Origin of the sequence: Isoptericola halotolerans, from assembly GCF_003003075.1 — a bacterium.
In the GTDB taxonomy this organism is placed as follows: domain Bacteria; phylum Actinomycetota; class Actinomycetes; order Actinomycetales; family Cellulomonadaceae; genus Isoptericola; species Isoptericola halotolerans_A.
On sequence record NZ_PVTX01000001.1, the window covers coordinates 549002 to 567887 of the forward strand.

At 73.3% G+C, this 18886-nt stretch carries 14 protein-coding genes; 6 read left to right on the forward strand and 8 right to left on the reverse strand.

Features of this window, described 5'->3' with window-relative positions; translation table 11 throughout:
• Positions 1–15: 15 nt before the first annotated feature.
• Complete coding sequence (locus BCL65_RS02610; RefSeq protein WP_106265198.1) at positions 16–1152, reverse strand: Gfo/Idh/MocA family protein; 1137 nt, start codon at positions 1150–1152, stop codon at positions 16–18.
• A 138-nt stretch (positions 1153–1290) separates the two neighbouring features.
• On the opposite strand from BCL65_RS02610, the gene BCL65_RS02615 reads away from it, so the two are divergent.
• Complete coding sequence (locus tag BCL65_RS02615; RefSeq protein ID WP_243400800.1) at positions 1291–2385, forward strand: LacI family DNA-binding transcriptional regulator; 1095 nt, start codon at positions 1291–1293, stop codon at positions 2383–2385.
• A 4-nt stretch (positions 2386–2389) separates the two neighbouring features.
• On the opposite strand, the gene BCL65_RS02620 is transcribed toward BCL65_RS02615, so the two are convergent.
• Positions 2390–3592, reverse strand: coding sequence for a glycosyltransferase (locus BCL65_RS02620; RefSeq protein WP_106265203.1), 1203 nt, complete (start codon positions 3590–3592; stop codon positions 2390–2392).
• Between the two features lie 116 nt (positions 3593–3708).
• Positions 3709–4362, reverse strand: a complete 654-nt coding sequence (locus tag BCL65_RS02625; protein ID WP_106264845.1) for a uridine kinase family protein — start codon at positions 4360–4362, stop codon at positions 3709–3711.
• Positions 4363–4516: 154 nt separating this feature from the next.
• Between BCL65_RS02625 and BCL65_RS02630 the strand changes: the two genes are divergently transcribed.
• The gene (locus BCL65_RS02630; protein ID WP_106264846.1) at positions 4517–5674 is read left to right on the forward strand and encodes an endo-1,4-beta-xylanase; all 1158 of its coding nucleotides are present in this window, start codon (positions 4517–4519) and stop codon (positions 5672–5674) included.
• Positions 5675–5767: 93 nt separating this feature from the next.
• Here the strand turns inward: BCL65_RS02630 and BCL65_RS02635 are convergent, their stop codons facing one another.
• Genes BCL65_RS02635 through BCL65_RS02645 form a run of 3 tightly spaced genes read right to left on the reverse strand, consistent with a single transcriptional unit; the run spans position 5768 to position 8813 of the window.
• A complete protein-coding gene (locus BCL65_RS02635; protein WP_106264848.1) occupies positions 5768–6445 on the reverse strand; it encodes a LutC/YkgG family protein in 678 nt (225 codons plus the stop codon).
• The gene (locus tag BCL65_RS02640; RefSeq protein WP_106264849.1) at positions 6442–8001 is read right to left on the reverse strand and encodes a LutB/LldF family L-lactate oxidation iron-sulfur protein; all 1560 of its coding nucleotides are present in this window, start codon (positions 7999–8001) and stop codon (positions 6442–6444) included. The genes BCL65_RS02635 and BCL65_RS02640 overlap by 4 nt, the downstream gene beginning before the upstream one ends.
• Positions 7998–8813, reverse strand: a complete 816-nt coding sequence (locus BCL65_RS02645; protein ID WP_106264851.1) for a (Fe-S)-binding protein — start codon at positions 8811–8813, stop codon at positions 7998–8000. The genes BCL65_RS02640 and BCL65_RS02645 overlap by 4 nt, the downstream gene beginning before the upstream one ends.
• 106 nt (positions 8814–8919) lie before the next feature.
• Between BCL65_RS02645 and BCL65_RS02650 the strand changes: the two genes are divergently transcribed.
• Complete coding sequence (locus tag BCL65_RS02650) at positions 8920–9645, forward strand: FadR/GntR family transcriptional regulator (RefSeq protein ID WP_106264853.1); 726 nt, start codon at positions 8920–8922, stop codon at positions 9643–9645.
• A 6-nt stretch (positions 9646–9651) separates the two neighbouring features.
• Here BCL65_RS02650 and BCL65_RS02655 read toward each other — a convergent pair whose 3' ends face one another.
• Both BCL65_RS02655 and BCL65_RS02660 read right to left on the reverse strand, forming a co-directional pair.
• On the reverse strand, positions 9652–10878 hold the full coding sequence (locus BCL65_RS02655; RefSeq protein WP_106264855.1) for an AGE family epimerase/isomerase: 1227 nt from the start codon (positions 10876–10878) through the stop codon (positions 9652–9654).
• Between the two features lie 99 nt (positions 10879–10977).
• Positions 10978–11997: a LacI family DNA-binding transcriptional regulator gene (locus BCL65_RS02660; protein ID WP_106264857.1), complete on the reverse strand. Its 1020-nt coding sequence runs from the start codon at positions 11995–11997 to the stop codon at positions 10978–10980.
• Between the two features lie 306 nt (positions 11998–12303).
• Between BCL65_RS02660 and BCL65_RS18425 the strand changes: the two genes are divergently transcribed.
• The 3 genes from BCL65_RS18425 to BCL65_RS02675 all read left to right on the forward strand — a co-directional run bounded on the left by BCL65_RS18425 (position 12304) and on the right by BCL65_RS02675 (position 18865).
• The gene (locus BCL65_RS18425; RefSeq protein ID WP_308701005.1) at positions 12304–17502 is read left to right on the forward strand and encodes a rhamnogalacturonan lyase family protein; all 5199 of its coding nucleotides are present in this window, start codon (positions 12304–12306) and stop codon (positions 17500–17502) included.
• Positions 17499–17717, forward strand: coding sequence for a hypothetical protein (locus tag BCL65_RS02670; RefSeq protein WP_106264859.1), 219 nt, complete (start codon positions 17499–17501; stop codon positions 17715–17717). Before BCL65_RS18425 ends, BCL65_RS02670 begins: the two co-directional genes overlap by 4 nt.
• A 119-nt stretch (positions 17718–17836) precedes the next feature.
• On the forward strand, positions 17837–18865 hold the full coding sequence (locus BCL65_RS02675) for a 3-oxoacyl-[acyl-carrier-protein] synthase III C-terminal domain-containing protein (protein ID WP_106265206.1): 1029 nt from the start codon (positions 17837–17839) through the stop codon (positions 18863–18865).
• The last annotated feature ends 21 nt before the right edge of the window (positions 18866–18886 follow it).

An 18886-nucleotide genomic window follows, 5' to 3' on the forward strand; every position in this document is an offset into this window, starting at 1 on the left:
GGGTGGTCGCGGCGCTCACAGCGAGATCTCCGGGACGTCGAGCCGGCGGCCCTCGGCCGACGACTGCAGGCCCAGCTCGGCGAGCTGGACGCCGCGGGCGGCGGAGAGCAGGTCGAAGCGGTGCTCGCGCCCGGCGACGACGTCGCGCAGGAACTCCTCCCACTGCGCCTTGAAGCCGTTCTCGACCTCGGCGTTGGCGGGGACGTCGGCCCACTGCTCGCGGAACTTCTCGGTGGTGGGCAGGTCGGGGTTCCACACCGGCTTGGGGGTGTGGGCGCGCTGCTGGGCGACGCAGGAGAACAGCCCGGCGACGGCGGAGCCGTGGGTGCCGTCGACCTGGAACTCGACGAGCTCGTCGCGGTGGACGCGCACCGCCCAGGAGGAGTTGATCTGCGCCACGACGGGGTCACCGCCAGGGGTCTCGATCTCGAAGATGCCGTACGCGGCGTCGTCGGCGGTGGCGTCGTAGGGCTTGCCCTGCTCGTCCCAGCGGGTGGGGATGTGCGTGACGGTCTGGGCGTTGACGGTCTTGACCGAGCCGAGGATGCCCTCGAGCACGTAGTTCCAGTGGCAGAACATGTCCGTGGTCATGCCACCGCCGTCCTCCTTGCGATAGTTCCACGAGGGCCGCTGGGCGGGCTGGTGCTCGCCCTCGAAGACCCAGTAGCCGAACTCGCCGCGCAGGGACAGGATGCGGCCGAAGAAGCCCTCGTCGACGAGGCGGCGGAGCTTGACGAGGCCGGGCAGGTACAGCTTGTCGTGCACGACGCCGGCGGTCACGCCGGTCTCGTCGCGCAGCTTCGCGAGGTCGATCGCCTCGGCGAGGGTCTCCGCGGTCGGCTTCTCCGTGTAGACGTGCTTGCCGGCCTTCATCGCCTTGGCGAGGGTCTCGGCGCGGAGGTTGGTCATCGCGGCGTCGAACACGATGTCTGTCTCGTCGGCGTGGATCATGCCGTCGAGGTCGGTCGTGTACTCGGCGATGTCGTGCTGGGCGGCGAGCTCGCGGAGCTTGGCCTCGTTGCGGCCGACGAGGACGGGCTCGACCTGCACGCGGGAGCCGTCGGGCAGCTCGACGCCGCCCTGCTCACGGATCGGCAGGATGGAACGCAGCAGGTGCTGGCGGTAGCCCATGCGTCCGGTCACGCCGTTCATGGCGATGCGCAGGGTGCGGGTGGTGCTCACTCGGGGACTCCTTCGTCGGGGCACCGGGGTGGTGCTCGTCGGCGTGCTCGCGCGGTGGCCAGGTAGCCGGAATGCGCTTTCCGGTCCCACGGTAGGGTGTCAGCGGCGGTGCGTCAAGCAGCCGCCACCCGGCGCGGGGACCGAGCGCCCGCCGGGACCGTGCCGGACGAGGAGGTGCCCGTGGCCCGACCACGGCTGCAGGACGTCGCGAACCATGCCGGGGTCTCCCTGGCCACCGCCTCGCGGGTCCTCAACGGGTCCTCGCGGCAGCCCGGGCCCGAGCTCGTCGAACGGGTGCGCGCCGCCGCGGCAGACCTCGGCTACGTGGTCAACGCCCAGGCGCAGGCGCTGGCCCGGTCGCGCACCGGGCTGCTCGGGCTCGTCGTCCAGGACATCTCCGACCCGTACTTCTCGTCCATCGCCGCCGGCGCCCAGGCCGCGGCCCGCGAGCACGGCCGCATGGTGCTCCTCGCCTCTACCGAACGGGACCCCGACGCCGAGCGCGACGCCGTGGCAGCCTTCGCCGCGCACCGCGTCGACGCCATCGTGGTCGCCGGGACCCGGTGGTCGCCCGAGGAGGACGCGCCGGTGGCCACGGAGCTCGAGGCGTTCGAGGCCGGCGGCGGCCGCGCCGTCGTCGTCGGGCAGCCGCTCGGGCCGGCGCGCGTCGTGCGCCCGCCGAACGCCGCCGGGGCCGCCGACCTCGCCGCGGCCCTGCACGAGCAGGGGCACCGGCGGTTCGTGCTGCTCAGCGCACCCGAGCGCGTCGTCACCGCGCAGGAACGAGCCGGGGCGTTCACCGACGCCGTCGCCGCCGGCGGGGGAGAGGTGCTCGAGGTCATCGAGCAGCAGTTCTCCCGCGACGGCGGGTACGCGGCCGGTGACCGTGTCGCCGAGATCGCCCGCGAGGCGGCCGCCGCCGGGCTGGACGCACCCTGCGTGTTCGCCGTCACCGACGTCATGGCCATCGGTCTCATCGCCCGTCTGCGCGACCTCGACGTGGCGGTGCCTGACGACGTCCGGGTCGCCGGGTTCGACGACATCCCCACGCTGCGCGACCACGTGCCCTCGGTCACCACCGTCTCCATCCCGCTGGAGGAGATGGGCCGCCTGGCCGTCGCCGCCGCCGTCGCGGAGGAGGGCGCCGAGGCGGGTGCCGTCGTCGGGCACGAGGTCGTGCTGCGGGAGTCGACCGCGCGCTGAGGCCTCAGGCCGCGACGCGCAACCCCGTGCCGCGGACCGCCTGCTCGAGCACCCGGGCGTAGCCGGACAGCATCCGCACGTGGCTGAACCGCTGGCGGGCAGCCGTCAGCGCACCGCGGAGCTCGCCGCGGCGGGCCGCCGCCTCGATCCACGTCTCGGCGATCTCGGCGGCGTCGAACCCGGTGACGAACCCGATGCCCGCGACCAGGCGGGCGCTGTCCCCGACCGGTGTCGTCACGGGGACGGCGCCGCACATCGCGCCCTCGATGAGGCACAGCGGGGCGGCCTCCCCGTACGCGGACGTGAGCGCCACGACGTCGGCCATCGCGTAGACGTGCTCCATGTCGCGCCGCACGCCGAGCGGGTGCACCCGCGCCAGCAGGTCGGGGCGGTCGGCGAACGACTCGTCCAGGTCCGCGACGAGGCCCGGGTTGTCCAGCGTCATCCCGGCGCCGCACATCAGGACGTGCCCGTCGTCGTCCCGCTCGAGGAACTCGCGTGCGGCCGCGATGAACAGCCGCGGGTTCTTCATGGCGTCGTAGCGGGCGGCGTAGGCCACCAGCGTGGCGTCGGCGGGGATGCCCGCCGCGCCGCGCATCGCCGCCCGGCGCGCGCGGCGCAGCGGGTGGAACCGGGTGAGGTCGATGCCGTTGGGCACCACGCGCAGCAGGTGCTCCGGGACGCCGGCGGCGGCGTAGGCGTCCCGCGTCGACTCCGCGCAGCACACGGCGGCGGCGAGCAGCCCGCTCGCGGCGGCGGTGCGCAGGTCGTCCAGCGCCGCGCCGGAGTGCTCCGGGTCGGAGCGGTGCAGGCACGCCACCACGGGGCGCTGCGGGAACGCGCCCTCGTTGACCAGGCGCAACGGTTGCTCCTTGAGCGACATCACGAGGTCGACGCCGGTCACCTCGCGGGCCACGATCTCCATCTCCGCGTCGGTGAAGCGACGCGGGTCGTGGTCGTCGTCCGTGGAACGGCCCAGGGTGGCGACCCGGACCCCGGCGGCGCGCAGGTTCCGGAAGCGGGGGTCGTCCTCCATGCGTTGCAGCATCGTCTCGCGACGGACCGCGCTGTACAGGCTCAGCGCCGAGTGCTGCTGGTGGCCGTGGGCGTGCAGGCCCGCCACCACCGTCGAGTGCAGCACCCGGGCGCCGCCGGAGAAGAAGCCCTCGTAGAGGGACAGGACACGCAGCGAACTGTGCTCGAACACGGCGACCACCTCCTGTGACCAGAGTGGAGCCGGGTGATGTGGTGCGGGTGACCTCCGTGTTACGTCTTCATGACACTTTCGGGGACGTGTCGCACCCTCGGGGTGCTCGTGGCGCGTCAGGCGGCCGCGCGGATCTCCCGCTCCGCCTGCGCGGGGGCGAGGGGGCGGCAGCCGAGGTCCGTCCAGCGGCGCACCTGGGCCGGCTCCGCGCGCAGCAGGCCCCAGCCGCGGCGCAGCAGGGTGGGCAGCGGCTTGCGCGCCTCGGCGACGTCGCGCAGCAGGCGGAACCAGAAGCTGACGAGTCGCGGGCGGGCCAGGCAGATGGCGTCGGCGAGCAGCCCCTCGGCGCGGCACGCCGCGACGAGCTCCGCCGCGAAGACGCCCTCGGCGAGGAGCAGCGGCTCCCCGCCCGTCTCGACCACGGCGGTCCCGGTGCGGCGCGAGGTGGGGATGTCGTAGACCGGCACCTCCGCGCGCCCGGTGGTGGCGAGCGTGCGCAGCGCGTCCAGGGCGCCCTCGCGGTCCCAGCTGGCGGGGTCGTCCCAGTCGACGATCCCGTAGGCGCGCGGCATCCCGGGGTGGTCGGCGTCGTGGTAGAAGTCGTCGAGCATCACCACGGGCAGGCCCAGGCGGCGGGTGAGTGCGGACTTGCCGCTGCCCGAGGGTCCGGTGAGCAGCACGATCCGGGCGGCGGGGCGGCGTGCCTCGGGCGGGACGTCGAAGAGCGCGTCGGACGCCGTGGCGGGCGCGGGCAGGTCGCTGTCGGTCACGGGATCCCATTGTGCGGGTTCCGCCGGCGCCCGGCGACCGGCCTCGGACGACCGTCGAGCCGGTCCGCCATTGTGAAACCGTTATCGACAACGTTATCTTTGTGTCCGGTCCGACGGCCCGTGAACCGCCGGACCCCGACCGGAAGGAACAACGATGTCCCATTCCCCGAGCACGAAGCGTCTGACCGCCGTCGCGGCGTCGGCGGTCACCGCCCTGGCCCTGACCGTCCCCGCGGCCCAGGCCGACCCCCCGGAGCCCACCCTGCGCTCCGAGGCGCCCCGCGACCTCAAGATCGGCAGTGCCGTCTGGGGTCAGCGCGACCTTCTCGACCACGACCGGAAGGACCTCACCGAGTTCCAGCGCATCCTCGCCGCCGAGTTCGACTCGCTCACCCCCGAGAACGACATGAAGTGGGCCGAGATCCACCCCGAGCCGGACGTCTACGACTTCTCCGGTGCGGACGCCGTCGCGGACTTCGCCCGGGCCCACGGTCAGGAGGTCCGCGGGCACACGCTGCTCTGGCACAGCCAGAACCCCGAGTGGGTGACCGAGGCGAGCGCGACCTGGACCTGCGCGGAGGCGCGTGACGTCCTGGAGGACCACGTCCGCACCGTCGTCGGCCGCTATGCCGGCGAGATCTACGAGTGGGACGTGGCCAACGAGATCATCCAGGACGACTGGGACGCCGGCGGTGTGCAGCTCCGCACCGAGGCCAACCCCTTCCTCAAGGCCTGCGCGGACGACCCGGTCGACCTCCTCGGTGACGTCTTCCGGTGGGCGCACGAGGCCGACCCCGAGGCGGTGCTCTTCCTCAACGACTACAACGCCGAGGGCATCAACGCCAAGACCGACGCCTACTACGAGCTGGCCCAGGAGCTGCTCGCCGACGGCGCGCCGCTGCACGGGTTCGGTGCCCAGGGGCACCTGAGCCTCCAGTACGGGTTCGACGAGTCGATGCAGGCGAACTTCGAGCGGTTCGCGGACCTCGGGCTGCAGGTGGCCGTCACCGAGGCCGACGTCCGGATGCCGCTCGGCGAGGACGGTGAGCCCACCGAAGAGCAGATTGCCGTGCAGGCCGAGCGGTACGACAAGATGCTGCAGGCCTGCCTGAACGTCGCCACCTGCTCGAGCTTCACGGTCTGGGGCTTCGACGACGGCCGGTCCTGGGTGCCGGACGTGTTCCCCGAGGGGTACGCGACGATCATGACCGAGGAGTTCGTCGAGAAGCCGGCGTACGACGCGCTGCTCGACGGCCTCGCCGACGCGACCCCGGGCAGGTCCCCGCGCACCCCGCCAGGACTCAACCGGTAACCCCACCTCCGCTGTGGGTGCACGACACGCCGCCCGGCCGAACGGCCGGGCGGCGTGTCGTGCACCCACAGCGTTTCGGGTGGTGAGGGTGGATCAGGCGACGAGCAGCACGTGCAGCGTCCGCGGGCCGTGCACGCCCTCGACCCGGTCCAGCTCGATGTCGCTCGTGGCGCTCGGTCCCGAGATCCACGTCTGCGGTCGCTCGGCATGCGGGGCCAGGATCCGCACCGCCTCGGGGATCGTCTCGACCACCTGGTCGGCCCGCACCACGCACACGTGCACGTCCGGTACCAGCGAGATCGCGCGGCGCCCCTGGTCGGGCTCGCCGTCCAGCACGATGGTCCCCGTCTCCGAGCACGCCACCCGCGCGGCGGTCAGCACCGCGCCGGTCGCGTCCAGGTCGAGCGCGCTCAGGGGCGCGTCGGGAGCGTCCCGGTGGACGACGACGTCGCGCGGCAGGTCACCGAGCCACGCCTCGTCGAGCCCGGGCGGCACGACGACGGAACCCGCCTCGGCAAGCGTCTCGGCGACCACGGCGGGCAGGTCGTCCGCCGCTACCCGCTGCACGTGCGCCCGGTAGTCGACCAGCCGGTCGACGAGCTGCTCCAGCACCTCGGCCGAGCCGGCCTCGTGGACGCCCGTCGCGCGGTAGGCCCGGGGCACCTCCACGGGCGCGGGCGCCGTGCCGACCTTCCCGGCCGCCGTCGTGCCTGCTCCAGAGCCGCCGAGGGCGGCGCGCACCCGGCGCAGCACGTCCTCGCGCGCGCTCATCGCTCGCCCCCGTCCTTCTCGTGCTCGGCCATCCACTGCCGGAACGTCTCGTCGGGCGGCGCGGGCAGGTCCCGCTCCCGGGTCCAGGCGGAGACCGGCGGCGGGGCCTTCGAGATCACCCCGTCCCGCCCGCCCAGGCCGTGGCCGAGCGTGGCCGCGCGGCCCGCGAGCCCGAACCGGCCGCCGTCGGACATCACCCACGAGGCGGCCTTCATGGCGGCCTTCCACGGGTCGACCTTGTGCTTGCCGCGGTCGGCGTCGACCTCGCGGGCGCGCAGGTCCACGAGGATCGACGGGATGTCGATCTTGACCGGGCACACGTCGTAGCACGCGCCGCACAGCGTCGAGGCGTAGGGGAGCGAGGCGTTGACGTCGTCGGCGCCGGAGACGCCGCCCGTCGACGCCGTGAGCTGCGGCGTGAGGATCGCCCCGATCGGGCCGGGGTAGACCGACCCGTAGGCGTGCCCGCCGACCCGCTCGTAGACGGGGCACACGTTGAGGCAGGCCGAGCAGCGGATGCAGTGCAGCGCGGCGCGGCCGACGGAGTCGGCGAGCACGTCGGTGCGGCCGTTGTCGAGGAGCACCAGGTGGAACTCCTGCGGGCCGTCACCGGGCGTGACGCCCGTCCACAACGAGGTGTAGGGGTTCATGCGCTCGCCGGTGGACGATCGCGGCAGGAGCTGCAGGAACACCTCGAGGTCGGTGTACGTGGGGATGAGCTTCTCGATGCCCATCACCGTCACGAGCGTCTCGGGGAGCGTCAGGCACATGCGCCCGTTGCCCTCGGACTCCACGACGGCCAGCGTCCCGGTGTCCGCGACGCCGAAGTTCGCGCCGGACACCGCGACCTTCGCCGAGAGGAACTTGCGGCGCAGGTGCGCCCGGGCGGCCATGGCGAGCTCGCGGGGGACGTCGGACAGGTCCGGGGGAGCGTCGCCCATGCGGGCCAGGAAGATGTCCCGGATCTCGGCGCGGTTGCGGTGGATCGCGGGCACGAGGATGTGGGACGGCATGTCGTCGGCGAGCTGCACGATCAGCTCCGCCAGGTCCGTCTCGATCGCGGCGATGCCCTCGTCCGCCAGGTGCTCGTTGAGCCCGATCTCCTGGGTGGCCATCGACTTGACCTTGACGACCTCGTCGGCGCCCCGTGCCCGCGCGATCTCGGTGACGATGCGGTTGGCCTCGGCCGCGTCCCGCGCCCAGTGCACGACGCCGCCGCGTGCGGTGACGTTCTCCTCGAGCTGGGCCAACAGGTCCGGCAGCTGCGCCATGACCTGCTCCTTGACCGCGGAGCCGGTGTCGCGCAGGGCCTCCCAGTCGGGGACCTCGTCGACGACGGCGGCCCGCTTGGCGCGGATCGTCGCGGTCGCGTGGCCGAGGTTGCGCCGCAGCTGCTCGTTCTTCAGGGTGTGCTTCGCCGCGGCCGGGAAGGACTCGCCCCAGCGCAACGGCTCGTCCGGGTGGGGGACGGCGCCCCACGGCTCGGTCGGGTCACCGCCCTCAGGCGAGGTCGCCTCGCGACGCCGCAGGCCGGGAAGGCCGAGGAACGTGCTCATCGGGCCACCTCCGTCCGGCGGTCGGCGGGCTGTCGGGCGGCTCGCGCGGGAGGTAGCTCCGTCGGCTCCTCACGCGTCGAGGCGAGGATCTCCGCGAGGTGCAGCGTGCCGACACCGGCGCGCTGGCGGGAGAGCCCGCCGCCGATGTGCATCAGGCAGGAGTAGTCGCCGGCGGTGAGGACCTCGGCCTCGGTGGCGCGGACGTTCGCCGTCTTGTCGGCGAGCATCGCGCCGGAGGTGTCGGCGTTCTTCAGCGCGAACGTGCCGCCGAACCCGCAGCACGACTCGGCGCCCGGGAGCTCGACCAGGTCGATGCCCGCCACGGCGCGCAGCAGCCGCAGGGGCTTGTCGCCGACCCGCAGCATCCGCAGCGAGTGGCACGTCGGGTGGTAGGTCACGCGGTGCGGGAACCAGGCACCGACGTCGGTGAGCCCCAGGACGTCCACCAGGAGCTCGGACAGCTCGTAGGTCCGGGCGCTGACGGCCTCGGCCGTGGTCGCGAGGTCGTCGAGCCCGGCACGGCGGCAGACCATGGCCTGCTGGTGCCGGATCGACCCGGTGCACGACCCGGAGGGGACGACGACGGCGTCCCACTCGCCGTCGGCCACCGGGGCGAAGGTCTCGACGTGGTTGCGCACGACCGGCACGGCCTCGTCGAAGTAGCCGGTGTTGACGTGCATCTGGCCGCAGCACGCCTGGCCGCGGGGGAAGACGACGTCGTGCCCGAGGCGTTCGAGCAGGCGGACGGTGGCGCGTGGCGCGCCGGGGAACATGGTGTCCGCGATGCAGGTCGCGGCGAGGGCGATGCGCACGTCCGACTCCTTCGGCGGGGCTGCGGGGAACTGGTCCAGGGTGTGGTCCGACCACTGTAGCCCACCGGTGCGGGTGTGGTCAGACCACGTTGGTTAGGATCGGGGCGTGCGCACCCACGAGAAGGTCCTCGCCCGGATCGAGTCGGACCTGGCCGCGGGCCGCTGGGCCCTCGGGGAGCGGCTGCCCGCCGAGCGCGCGCTCGCCGAGGACCTGGGCGTCTCCCGCCCCTCCGTCCGCGAGGCTTTCCGCATCCTCGAGGCCATGGGCATCATCCGCACCGCCGTGGGGTCCGGGCCCGACGCCGGGGCCACCGTCATCGACCGGCCCGCGGCCGGGCTCGGCGCCGCCGTCCGGCTGCACGTCGCCTCGGGCACGCTGCCCGTGCACGACGTCGTGGCGACGCGCGTGGCGCTGGAGACCTGGGCGGTGCGGGAGGCGGCGCACGCCCCGCGCCCCGAGGGCGCCGCCGCACCGGACGCGGGGCCGGACCCCGCGGCCGAGGCCGACCGGCTCGTGCGCGAGATGTCGGCGCCCGGGCTCGCGGTCGACGCGTTCGTCCGGCTCGACCAGGACTTCCACCTCGCCGTCGCGCGACGAGCGGGCAACCAGCTCGTCGAGGCGATCCTCACCGGGCTGCGCAGCGCCGTCCACGACTACGTGGCCCGGGGGATCGACGGGTTGCCCTCGTGGCCGGACACCGCGCGGCGGCTGTGCGCCGAGCACCGGGAGATCCTGGACGCCGTGACCGCCGGGGACGCGGACCGCGCGGAGCGGGCGACCCGCGAGCACATCGTGGGGTTCTACCGCGAGGCCGGGCTGGCCGCGGGCTGAGCGCCGTCAGATCGTGCCCGGACCCGCTCGTCGCGCCGACTCGGCGAGGGAGCCCGTCAACGGAAGGTCCGGGATGAGCAGCGCCTGGACCGCGTGGTAGATGTCCGGCTTGCCCGCCCAGACCTCACCGGCGGGCTCGTCGGAGGTGTCGAGCTCGTGGTGCCACGAGCCGCGCTCGGGGTCGACGAACCGCTCGCGGATCAGCGCCCACCAGGCCGCCGCCTGCTCGGCGTACCGGGACGCCCCGGTGACGACGGCGAGCACCTCCGCCGCGGCCACGGCCTCGGCGGCCACCCAGTGGAACCGACGCCGCTCGACGGGGCTGCCCGTCCAGTCGACGGTGTAGACGAACCCGGTGCCGTCGAAGCCGTCGGCCAGCGCCCGGTCGAAGAGCTGCACGGCCGCGTTCGTGTGGCGGCCCACCTGCTCGGCGGCCACGTCGAGCTGCAGCATCAGGCGTGCCCACTCGAAGCCGTGCCCGGGCGTGGAGCCGTACGGCTTGAACTGGTCGTGCGGGCGGTCGGCGTTGAACTCGAGGTCGGGCGTCCAGTCCACCGTGAAGTGCTCGGGGATCCGCCACCCGTTGCGCTCCGCCCAGGACACGGTCCGGTCCACGACCTGGGCCGCCCGGTCGCGCCACCGGGCCTCGCCGGTCGCGTCCGCGGCCGCCAGGAGGGCCTCGACGCCGTGCATGTTCGCGTTGATGCCGCGATAGGGCGACAGGGTGGTCCAGGCGCGGTCCCACTCGTCGGCGAGCAGCCCGGCCCCGGCTTCCCAGAAGCGTTCGTCGAGCACGCCGAGCGCCTCGTCGAGCAGCGTGCCCGCACCCGGCCGGCCGGCCTGGGACGCCGACGCCGCGGCCAGCACGACGAACGCGTGGGCGTAGGCCGCCTTGGTGCCGTCGACGGCGTCACCCGGGCCGCGCGCGGCGAACCAGCCGCCGTGCTCGTCGTCGTGCTGGGCGCCGGTGAGGCCGGCGAGGGCGCGGTCGGCGCGCTCGCCGCAGCCGGGGACCCCGAGCAGGTCACCCAGGGCGAAGGTGTGCGCCATGCGCGACGTGATCCAGGTGTGCACGGGCTGGCTGCGGTCGGGCCGGCCGTCGTCGTCCAGCCAGGCGGCGCCGTCGGACCCGTCGACCGACGGTGCGCCGAACGCCAGGAGCCGCCGGACCTCCTCGGCGCGCCAGCGCGCGGTCCCCGGTGCGCTCGTGGTGCGTGCCTCGTCGTGGGCCATCTGGAGTCCTTTCCCCGGGGCGTGCGGATCCCCTCGATCGTGCGCTCTGACAGCGGTGTCATACCGAGTGGTGAGAGTCTCATGCCGGGTGACCGGGGTTCAAGCGCGGCTGCGGTGCTCGCCCGAGCCCCGGGCGACGAGCCGGGTGGCGACCGTCCGCAGCCGTGGCGGCAGCGTCGGGTCCGCCGCCCGCTCCAGGGCCAGGGACGCTGCCTGGCGCCCGATCTCGGCCATGTCGTAGGCCACCACCGTGACGCCCAGCAGATCGGCGAGCTCGAGGTCGTCGAACCCGACGAGCGCCGGGACGTCGCCCCCGGCCGCGCGCCGGGCGTGGAGCGCGCGGAGGGCGCCGGCGGTGATCCGGTTGTTCGAGGTCAGCAGGGCCGTGGGCGGGGCGGGGGCCTCGAGCAGCTCGGTCACGAGCCGCTGCGCCGCGGCCGCGTCGTGGGCGCCGTCGCGGATCCACCGGTCCGGGACGAGCAGGTCGTGCTCGGCCATCGCCCGGACGAAGGCGAGGCGGCGCTCGCGGGCCGTCCAGAGGTGCCCGTGGTCGGTCACCAGCCCGATCTGCCGGTGCCCGTGCGCCACGAGGTGGTCCACCGCCTGACGCACGCCGCCGTCGTTGTCGATGACCACGGTGTCCGCGTCGATGCCAGCCGCGGGCCGGTCCACCAGGACGAGGGGCGGTCCGTGCCGCACCTCGTGGGCGAGGTAGCGGTGGTCGTCGCCGGTCGGCGCGACGACCAGCGCGGCGACCCGCCGCTCGAGGAGCGCCTCGGTGAGCCGGCGTTCCCGGGCCGGGTCCTCGTCCGAGCTGGCGGTGATGAGCTGGTGGCCGCTGCCCCGCAGCGCCCGCTCCATCCCGTCGGCGATCGAGGCGTAGAAGTGGTTGGCGATGTCAGCGGTCACGAAGCCCACCAGAGGTGCGCTCCCGCCGCGCGCCAGGTCGGCTGCGGCGGCGTTGCGGCGGAAGCCGAGATCGCGCGCGACGGAGCGGACCCGGTCGCGCGTGCGCGGCGCGACGTGGGGTTCGTCGTTCATGACCCGCGACGCCGTCTTGAGGCTCACCCCGGCCGCGCGGGCGACGGCGGCCAGCGTGGGGCGGTGGTCGGTCGCCATCCGGTCCTCCCTGACGTCGCCGCTCTCGGTGGGTCACGCTACCGCCTGTGCCGAGCGGTGCCCGGGCCCGGCCTGGACATCGGCCCGACGACCAGGCATCATGACGACGACGCGTGTTTGAATCCATTCATTAAATCCATACAACAAACCTCACCGACGAGGGGCGCGTCCCCGGCCCAGACCGGACTCAACGACGAGACGACGAGGTGAACCGTGCAGCAGCCAGACAGGCTTCCGCATGCCGGGCGTGAAAGCGCTTACCGGCACCGTACGACCACACCACCACCCACCCGTGCGCGATCCCTCGTGGCCGGCGCGGCCGCGGCAGCCCTCGTGCTGCCGTTCGCGCCCGGCGTCGCGGCGGCCGCCGAGGGCGACCCCGCCACCTGGTCCTTCGACTTCGGCACCCCCAGCAGCCCGGTCGCCGAGGGGTACCAGGGCGTCGACGAGTCGACGGCGTACTCCGAGGAGGCCGGGTTCGGCATCACCTCGGGCAGCCCCGCCTCCCGCGACCGGTCCACCGACGTGGACCCGATGACCGGCGACTTCGTGCTCGGTGACGCGTGGGAGTTCGCGGTCGACGTGCCGAACGGCACCTACGAGGTCGAGGTCTGGACCGGCGACACGCTCGCCGGCACCTCCAGCGTGCGCACCACCGTCGCCCCCGAGGGCGGCGAGGGCACGAACATCACCGCGGACGCCGAGCAGACGAGCAGCGGCACGCTGACGGCCGAGGTGGCCGACGGCCAGCTCAACCTCGGCATCACCGGCAAGGGTTACGGCTACGTCAACGGGCTCGTGATCACCGAGGTCCCGGACGACGGTTCCGGTGACGGCGGGGACGACGGCGGGGACGACGGTTCCGGCGACAGCGGGGACGACGGCGGCACCACCACCGGCGCCGCCGGTCCCGCGAACGTCCGCATCGCCCACGCCACCGGCGACGAGATCGTGGTGCGCTGGAACGAGGTCGCCGGGGCCACCGGGTACGTGCTGACGCGCAGCGACGCCGTCGACGGCGAGTACACCGAGATCGCCCGCACCGGGTCGCGCGAGGTGTTCTTCGCCGACACCGACGTCGACACCTCCGCGGTGCACTACTACCGCGCGCTCGCCGTGACCGACGAGGGCACCACCGAACCCTCCGCACCCGTGGTCAGCACCCTGGCCGCCGAGCCCACCTTCCCCGAGGACGGCACGCTGCAGATCGACCTCGGCTCGGGTGCCGTCGCCGACGGCGCGGTCGGGGTCGACGCCGACACCGCCTACACCGCCGAGAACCGTCTCGGGTTCGTCGACGCCTCCGTGGTGACCGCGACCGACAACGGCGGGGCGAACGCGTTGCGCGGCGACTTCGTCACGACCGACGGCGGCCAGCTCGTCGTCGACCTGCCGAACGGCGACTACACGGTCGACCTCGTCGCCGGGGACGCCGAGGGCGCCACCGACATCGCGATCACCGCCGAGCAGATGGCCAAGGTCCAGCAGACCGAGCGTGCCGCCGGCGAGTACCTCGAGATGCAGTTCGACATCGCGCTGGTGGACAGCCAGCTCAACCTGGACGTCACCGGCAGCGCTGCGAACCTCAACGCACTGACCATCACCCGCGCGGACGCCCGTGAGGCGGGCGACCAGCCCACCGTGTTCGTCACCGGTGACTCCACCGTGCAGACCTACGACCCGTACTGGGCGCCGCAGGCCGGCTGGGGCCAGATGATCGAGCGGTACCTGTCCGACGACGTCGTGGTCGACAACCACGCCATCGGCGGCCGGTCCTCGAAGAACTTCATCAGCCAGGGCCGCCTCGACACCGTGCTCAAGCAGATCAAGCCGGGCGACTACCTCTACGTCCAGTTCGGGCACAACGACAACAGCTACGGCGTCGACGACCGCTGGGCCGCCCCCGGCGACTACTACTGGTACCTGCACACCTTCGTCGAGGGTGCCGTGCAGCGTGGCGCCCAGCCGATCATCGTCACGCCGGTCTCGCGCCGCTCGTTCGACGCGGACACGGGCCAGTTCAACGTGTCGTTCCCGGACTACGTCCAGGCCGCCACCGACGTCGCCGCCGCGACGGGTGCCCCGCTGGTCGACCTGTCGGCCTCGTCGCGGGCGTACCTGGACGAGATCGGTCCGGAGGCCGCCAAGAGCGTGTTCCTGCACGTCCCGGCCGGTGTCTACCCGAACCGCCCGGACGGCACGACGGACGACACGCACTTCCAGGAGTACGGCGCCATCCAGATGGCCCGCCTGGTCGCGCTCGACACCGCCGAGCTCGACGTCCCGCTCGCCGAGCAGGTCGTCGACGCCGAGCCGCCGGCCGACGTGCCCGCCGCCCCGGCCGGCGTCGTCGCCGGGAGCGTCTCCGCCTCCAGCGCCACGCTGACCTGGACCGAGGTCGAGGGCGCGGACATCTACAAGGTGTTCGCCAAGGCCTCGGCCGACGGCGACGACGCCTACGAGCTCGTCACCACCTCCACGATCGGCGTCGCGGACGTCACCGGGCTGGAGGCCGGGACCTCCTACGACCTGCAGGTCGTGGCGGTCAACGGCGCGGGCGACTCCGCACCGTCGGCCACCGTGACGATCGAGACGAAGGCCCCGCTGTTCAAGTTCGACGTGCAGCTCGCGGGCAACCCGACCAAGGACGGCTACACGGCGTTCGACCAGAACACCCTGTACACCGAGGAGCTGGGCTACGGCTTCACCTCGGACGCCGGCCCGGGCGGTCGTGACCGCGGCACGGGCGACGGTGCGCTCGACGACCTGCAGCGTGACTTCCTGCTGCCGGGCTCGGGCAACCCGATGCGCTTCGACGTGCCGAACGGTACCTACGCGGTCGAGGTCGTCTGGGGCGACCTCATCGGCACCGCTCGCCTCGGCGTGACGATCGAGGGCACCGACTACGGCTCCTCGAACGCGGGGCGCGGCAGCACCTCGAGCAAGATCGTCCAGCCCGTGGTGGTCACGGACGGCACGATCGACGTGGTCGCCGAAGGATGGTTGAACGGCCTGGAGATCACCGCGCTGCTCTACGCCCCGACCGAGCTCGTCGCGGGCGACGTGTCCATCGACGGGTCCGCCGTCGAGGTCCCGCTGAGCTGGCAGCCGGCCGAGGACGTGGCCGGCTACCGCGTGTACCGCCTCGCCGACGGCGCCGCCGAGCCGACCGCGCTCGGTGACGTCGCGTCCTCGGTGACCGAGTTCGTGGACACCACCGCGGACGTCGGCCTGCAGTACACGTACACCGTCGTCGCGCTGGACGACGCCGGCAACGAGTCGGTCGCTTCCAACGCCCTCGAGCTCACCACGGTGGACCCGGACGTCCCGACGGCTGCGGCGCCGTCGGGCCTCGCCGTGACCGACGTGGCCAAGAACGAGGTCTCCCTCACCTGGGAGGCCGTGGAGGACGCGCTGTTCTACCACGTGTACCGCGAGGACGAGGCGGGTGACCTGGTCCTGATCGACCGCGCCGCCGAGCCCGCGTACACCGACACCGACGTGCTCACGACCATCGGGTACACCTACGCCGTGGCGTCGGTGAACGCCGGTGGTGTCTCCGAGCTCTCGGGGACGGTCATCTCCGACGCCGTGACGAACCTGTCGCGCCAGGCGGAGCGGATCGGCCGGCAGCCGGTGGCGGCGCAGTCCGCCGACGGCGTCTACGTCGGCTGGCGGATGCTGGGCGACGACCCGGAGTCGATCGGGTTCCACGTGTACCGCGACGGCAGCCGGATCACGGACGAGCCGATCACCGGCTCGACGAACCTGGTCGACGCCGACGGGTCGGCGGACTCCACCTACCGGGTCGCGTCCGTCGTCGACGGCGTCGAGCGGTGGGCCACCGACGAGCTCTCCGTGTGGGACGCCCAGACCCTGGACATCCCGCTGAACAAGCCGGAGGACGCCTACACCAAGGACGGCCAGCCGTACACCTACTCCGCGAACGACGCCTCCGTGGCGGACCTCGACGGGGACGGGGAGTACGAGTACGTCGTCAAGTGGTACCCGTCCAACGCGCAGGACAACTCGCGCGGCGGCTACACGGGCAACACCTACCTGGACGCCTACGAGCTCGACGGCACCCAGCTGTGGCGCATCGACCTCGGGATCAACATCCGGTCCGGCGCCCACTACACGCAGTTCCAGGTGTTCGACTACGACGGGGACGGGAAGGCCGAGGTGGCGATGAAGACCGCCGACGGCACGACCGACGGTGCCGGCACCGTGATCGGCGACGCACGGGCCGACTTCCGGACCTCCGGCGGCTACGTGCTGTCCGGCCCGGAGTACCTCACGGTGTTCGACGGCGAGTCCGGAGTCGCGCTGGACACGATCGACTACGTGCCGCCGCGCGGCGACGTCGGCTCGTGGGGCGACACCTACGGCAACCGCGTGGACCGGTTCCTCGCCGGGACCGCCTACCTCGACGGCGAGCAGCCGTCGATGCTGTTCGCCCGGGGCTACTACACGCGCACCGTCGTCGCGGCCTTCGACTGGGACGGCACCGAGCTGTCGCAGCGGTGGGTGTTCGACTCCGACGTCGCGGGCGACGAGTACCGCGGGCAGGGGAACCACTCCCTGGCCGTGGCCGACGTCGACGGCGACCAGAAGGACGAGATCCTCTACGGGTCGATGACGCTCGACGACGACGGCACCGTGCTGTACAACACCGGGCTCGGCCACGGTGACGCCCAGCACGTGTCGGACTTCGACCCCTCGCGCGCGGGGCAGGAGGTGTTCTCGGCGCACGAGGACATCGGCCGCTCCGAGGGGCGGGGCGCCACGTTCCGCGACGCCGCGACGGGAGAGATCATCTGGTCGATCCCGGCCGAGGTCGACACGGGCCGTGCCGCCATGGGCGACATCGACCCGCGGTACGACGGCGCCGAGGGCTGGGCCGTCGGCGGCGACGCCGCGTGGGACTCCCCGGTGGGCCAGCTGATGTCGTCCTTGGGCGAGCTCATCGCGGAGAGCATCCCGGCGGCGAACTTCCTGACCTTCTGGGACGGGGACCTGCTGACGGAGATCGGCGACCACGACTGGGACGCCGACACCTCGACCGGGGTGCCGACGATCTCGAAGTGGGACTACGAGAACGTCGAGGAGGTCGAGATCTACCGCGCCGAGGGCACGCTGTCGAACAACAGCACCAAGGGCACGCCGGCGCTGCAGGCGGACCTCTTCGGTGACTGGCGCGAGGAGATCGTCACCCGCACCGAGGACTCGACCGCGCTGCGCGTCGCGACCACGGTGATCCCGACCGAGCACCGCCTGCGGACGCTCATGTCGGACTCGCAGTACCGCGTGGCCGTGGCCTGGCAGAACACGGGCTACAACCAGCCGCCGCACACCTCGTACTTCATCGGCGAGGGCATGGAGACGCCGGACGCGCCGCGCCTGGCGTACACCACGGACGCGGACGCGGGCGAGGTCGTGGTCGACGAGGCCCCGGCCCACGTCAAGCTCAAGGTCAAGAAGGCCGGGCCGGGCCGGGCGCGGTGACGGCGACGGCGACGGTCAGGAAGGGCGGACCGGCGACGTCGGCCACGCTGCGCGTCGACGGTGAGACCGTCGCGACGCGCGTGCTGCCCGACGGCGCCCGGACCGTGGAGGTCGTCGTCGACGGGCTCTCGCCCGGCAAGCACACCTTCGAGATGACCGTGGGCAACGCCCGCGGCGGTGCGACCAGCAAGGAGGTCACGGTCAAGGTCAAGTGACCGCCGAGGTAGTGCCTCGACCGCCGAGGTAGTGCCGACTGACGGCCCCGCGTCCGTTCCCGGACGCGGGGCCGTCCTGCTGCCGCCGTCGCCCGCCGTCGCGTGGAATGATCGGTGACATGCTCACGCTGCCCGCCGGTGCTGCCGGCTCCCGCATCGTCGGCCTCGGGCACCACCAGCCCGCCCAGGTCATGACGAACGACGACATCGCCCAGCGCGTCGAGACGAACGACGAGTGGATCCGGTCCCGGACCGGGATCGTCACCCGCCACGTCGCCGCCGACGACGTCACGGTCGCGGACATGGCGACCGCGGCGGCCGAGCACGCGCTCGCCGACGCCGGGGTGGCGAGCGACGACGTCGACCTGATCGTCGTCGCCACGGCCACGGCTGCCGATCGCTCGCCCAACACGGCCGGGCGGGTGGCGTACGCGCTGCGCACCGGCGTGCAGCCCGGGGCGAGCACGCCGGAGGGCGAGGAGGAGCCGGACCTGCGCGACGTCGTCGGGCCCGGCGTCGTCGACGTCAACACCGCCTGCTCGGGTTTCGCCTACGCGGTGGGCCTGGCCGACCAGGCGATCCGTGCGGGGACCTCGCGCACCGCCGTCGTCATCGGCTCGGAGAAGCTCACCGCCGTCACCGACTGGACCGACCGGTCCACCTGCATCCTCACGGCCGACGGCGCGGGTGCGGTGGTGCTGCAGGCGGCGGACGAGCCCGCCGTCGGCCCCGTGGTGTGGGGCTCGGAGCCCGAGATCACGCCCGCCGTGCGCATCGAGGCGCCTGACGGGCGGTTCGCGCAGGACGGCCGGGCGGTGTTCAAGTGGGCGATCACGCGGGCGGCGGACCGGGCCCGCCGGGTGGTCGAGGCGTCCGGGCTGGGCCTGGACGACATCGAGGTGCTGGTGGCGCACCAGGCGAACCTGCGGATCATCGAGCCGCTCGCCAAGTCGCTGGGGCTCGAGGACCGCGTGGTGGTCACCGACATCACGGAGTCGGGGAACACCTCGGCGGCGTCGATCCCGCTGGGCATGTCCAAGTGGTGGCACGCCGGGAGGCTGCCGGCGGGCGCGCCCGCGCTGCTGTTCGGGTTCGGTGGCGGGTTCACGTGGGCCGGCCAGGTGGTGCTCACCCCCGCCGCGAGGTAGTGCCTCGCACGCCGAGGTAGC

Excerpts from the sequence above, each read along its gene's own strand:
- BCL65_RS02640 (WP_106264849.1), bottom strand. The coding sequence starts at position 8,001 with ATGAGCACGTTCCTCGGCCTTCCCGGCCTGCGGCGTCGCGAGGCGACC.
- BCL65_RS02660 (WP_106264857.1), bottom strand. The coding sequence starts at position 11,997 with ATGGCGACCGACCACCGCCCCACGCTGGCCGCCGTCGCCCGCGCGGCC.
- BCL65_RS02675 (WP_106265206.1), top strand. The coding sequence starts at position 17,837 with ATGCTCACGCTGCCCGCCGGTGCTGCCGGCTCCCGCATCGTCGGCCTC.
- BCL65_RS02610 (WP_106265198.1), bottom strand. The coding sequence starts at position 1,152 with ATGAACGGCGTGACCGGACGCATGGGCTACCGCCAGCACCTGCTGCGT.
- BCL65_RS02630 (WP_106264846.1), top strand. The coding sequence starts at position 4,517 with ATGTCCCATTCCCCGAGCACGAAGCGTCTGACCGCCGTCGCGGCGTCG.
- BCL65_RS02655 (WP_106264855.1), bottom strand. The coding sequence starts at position 10,878 with ATGGCCCACGACGAGGCACGCACCACGAGCGCACCGGGGACCGCGCGC.
- BCL65_RS02635 (WP_106264848.1), bottom strand. The coding sequence starts at position 6,445 with ATGAGCGCGCGCGAGGACGTGCTGCGCCGGGTGCGCGCCGCCCTCGGC.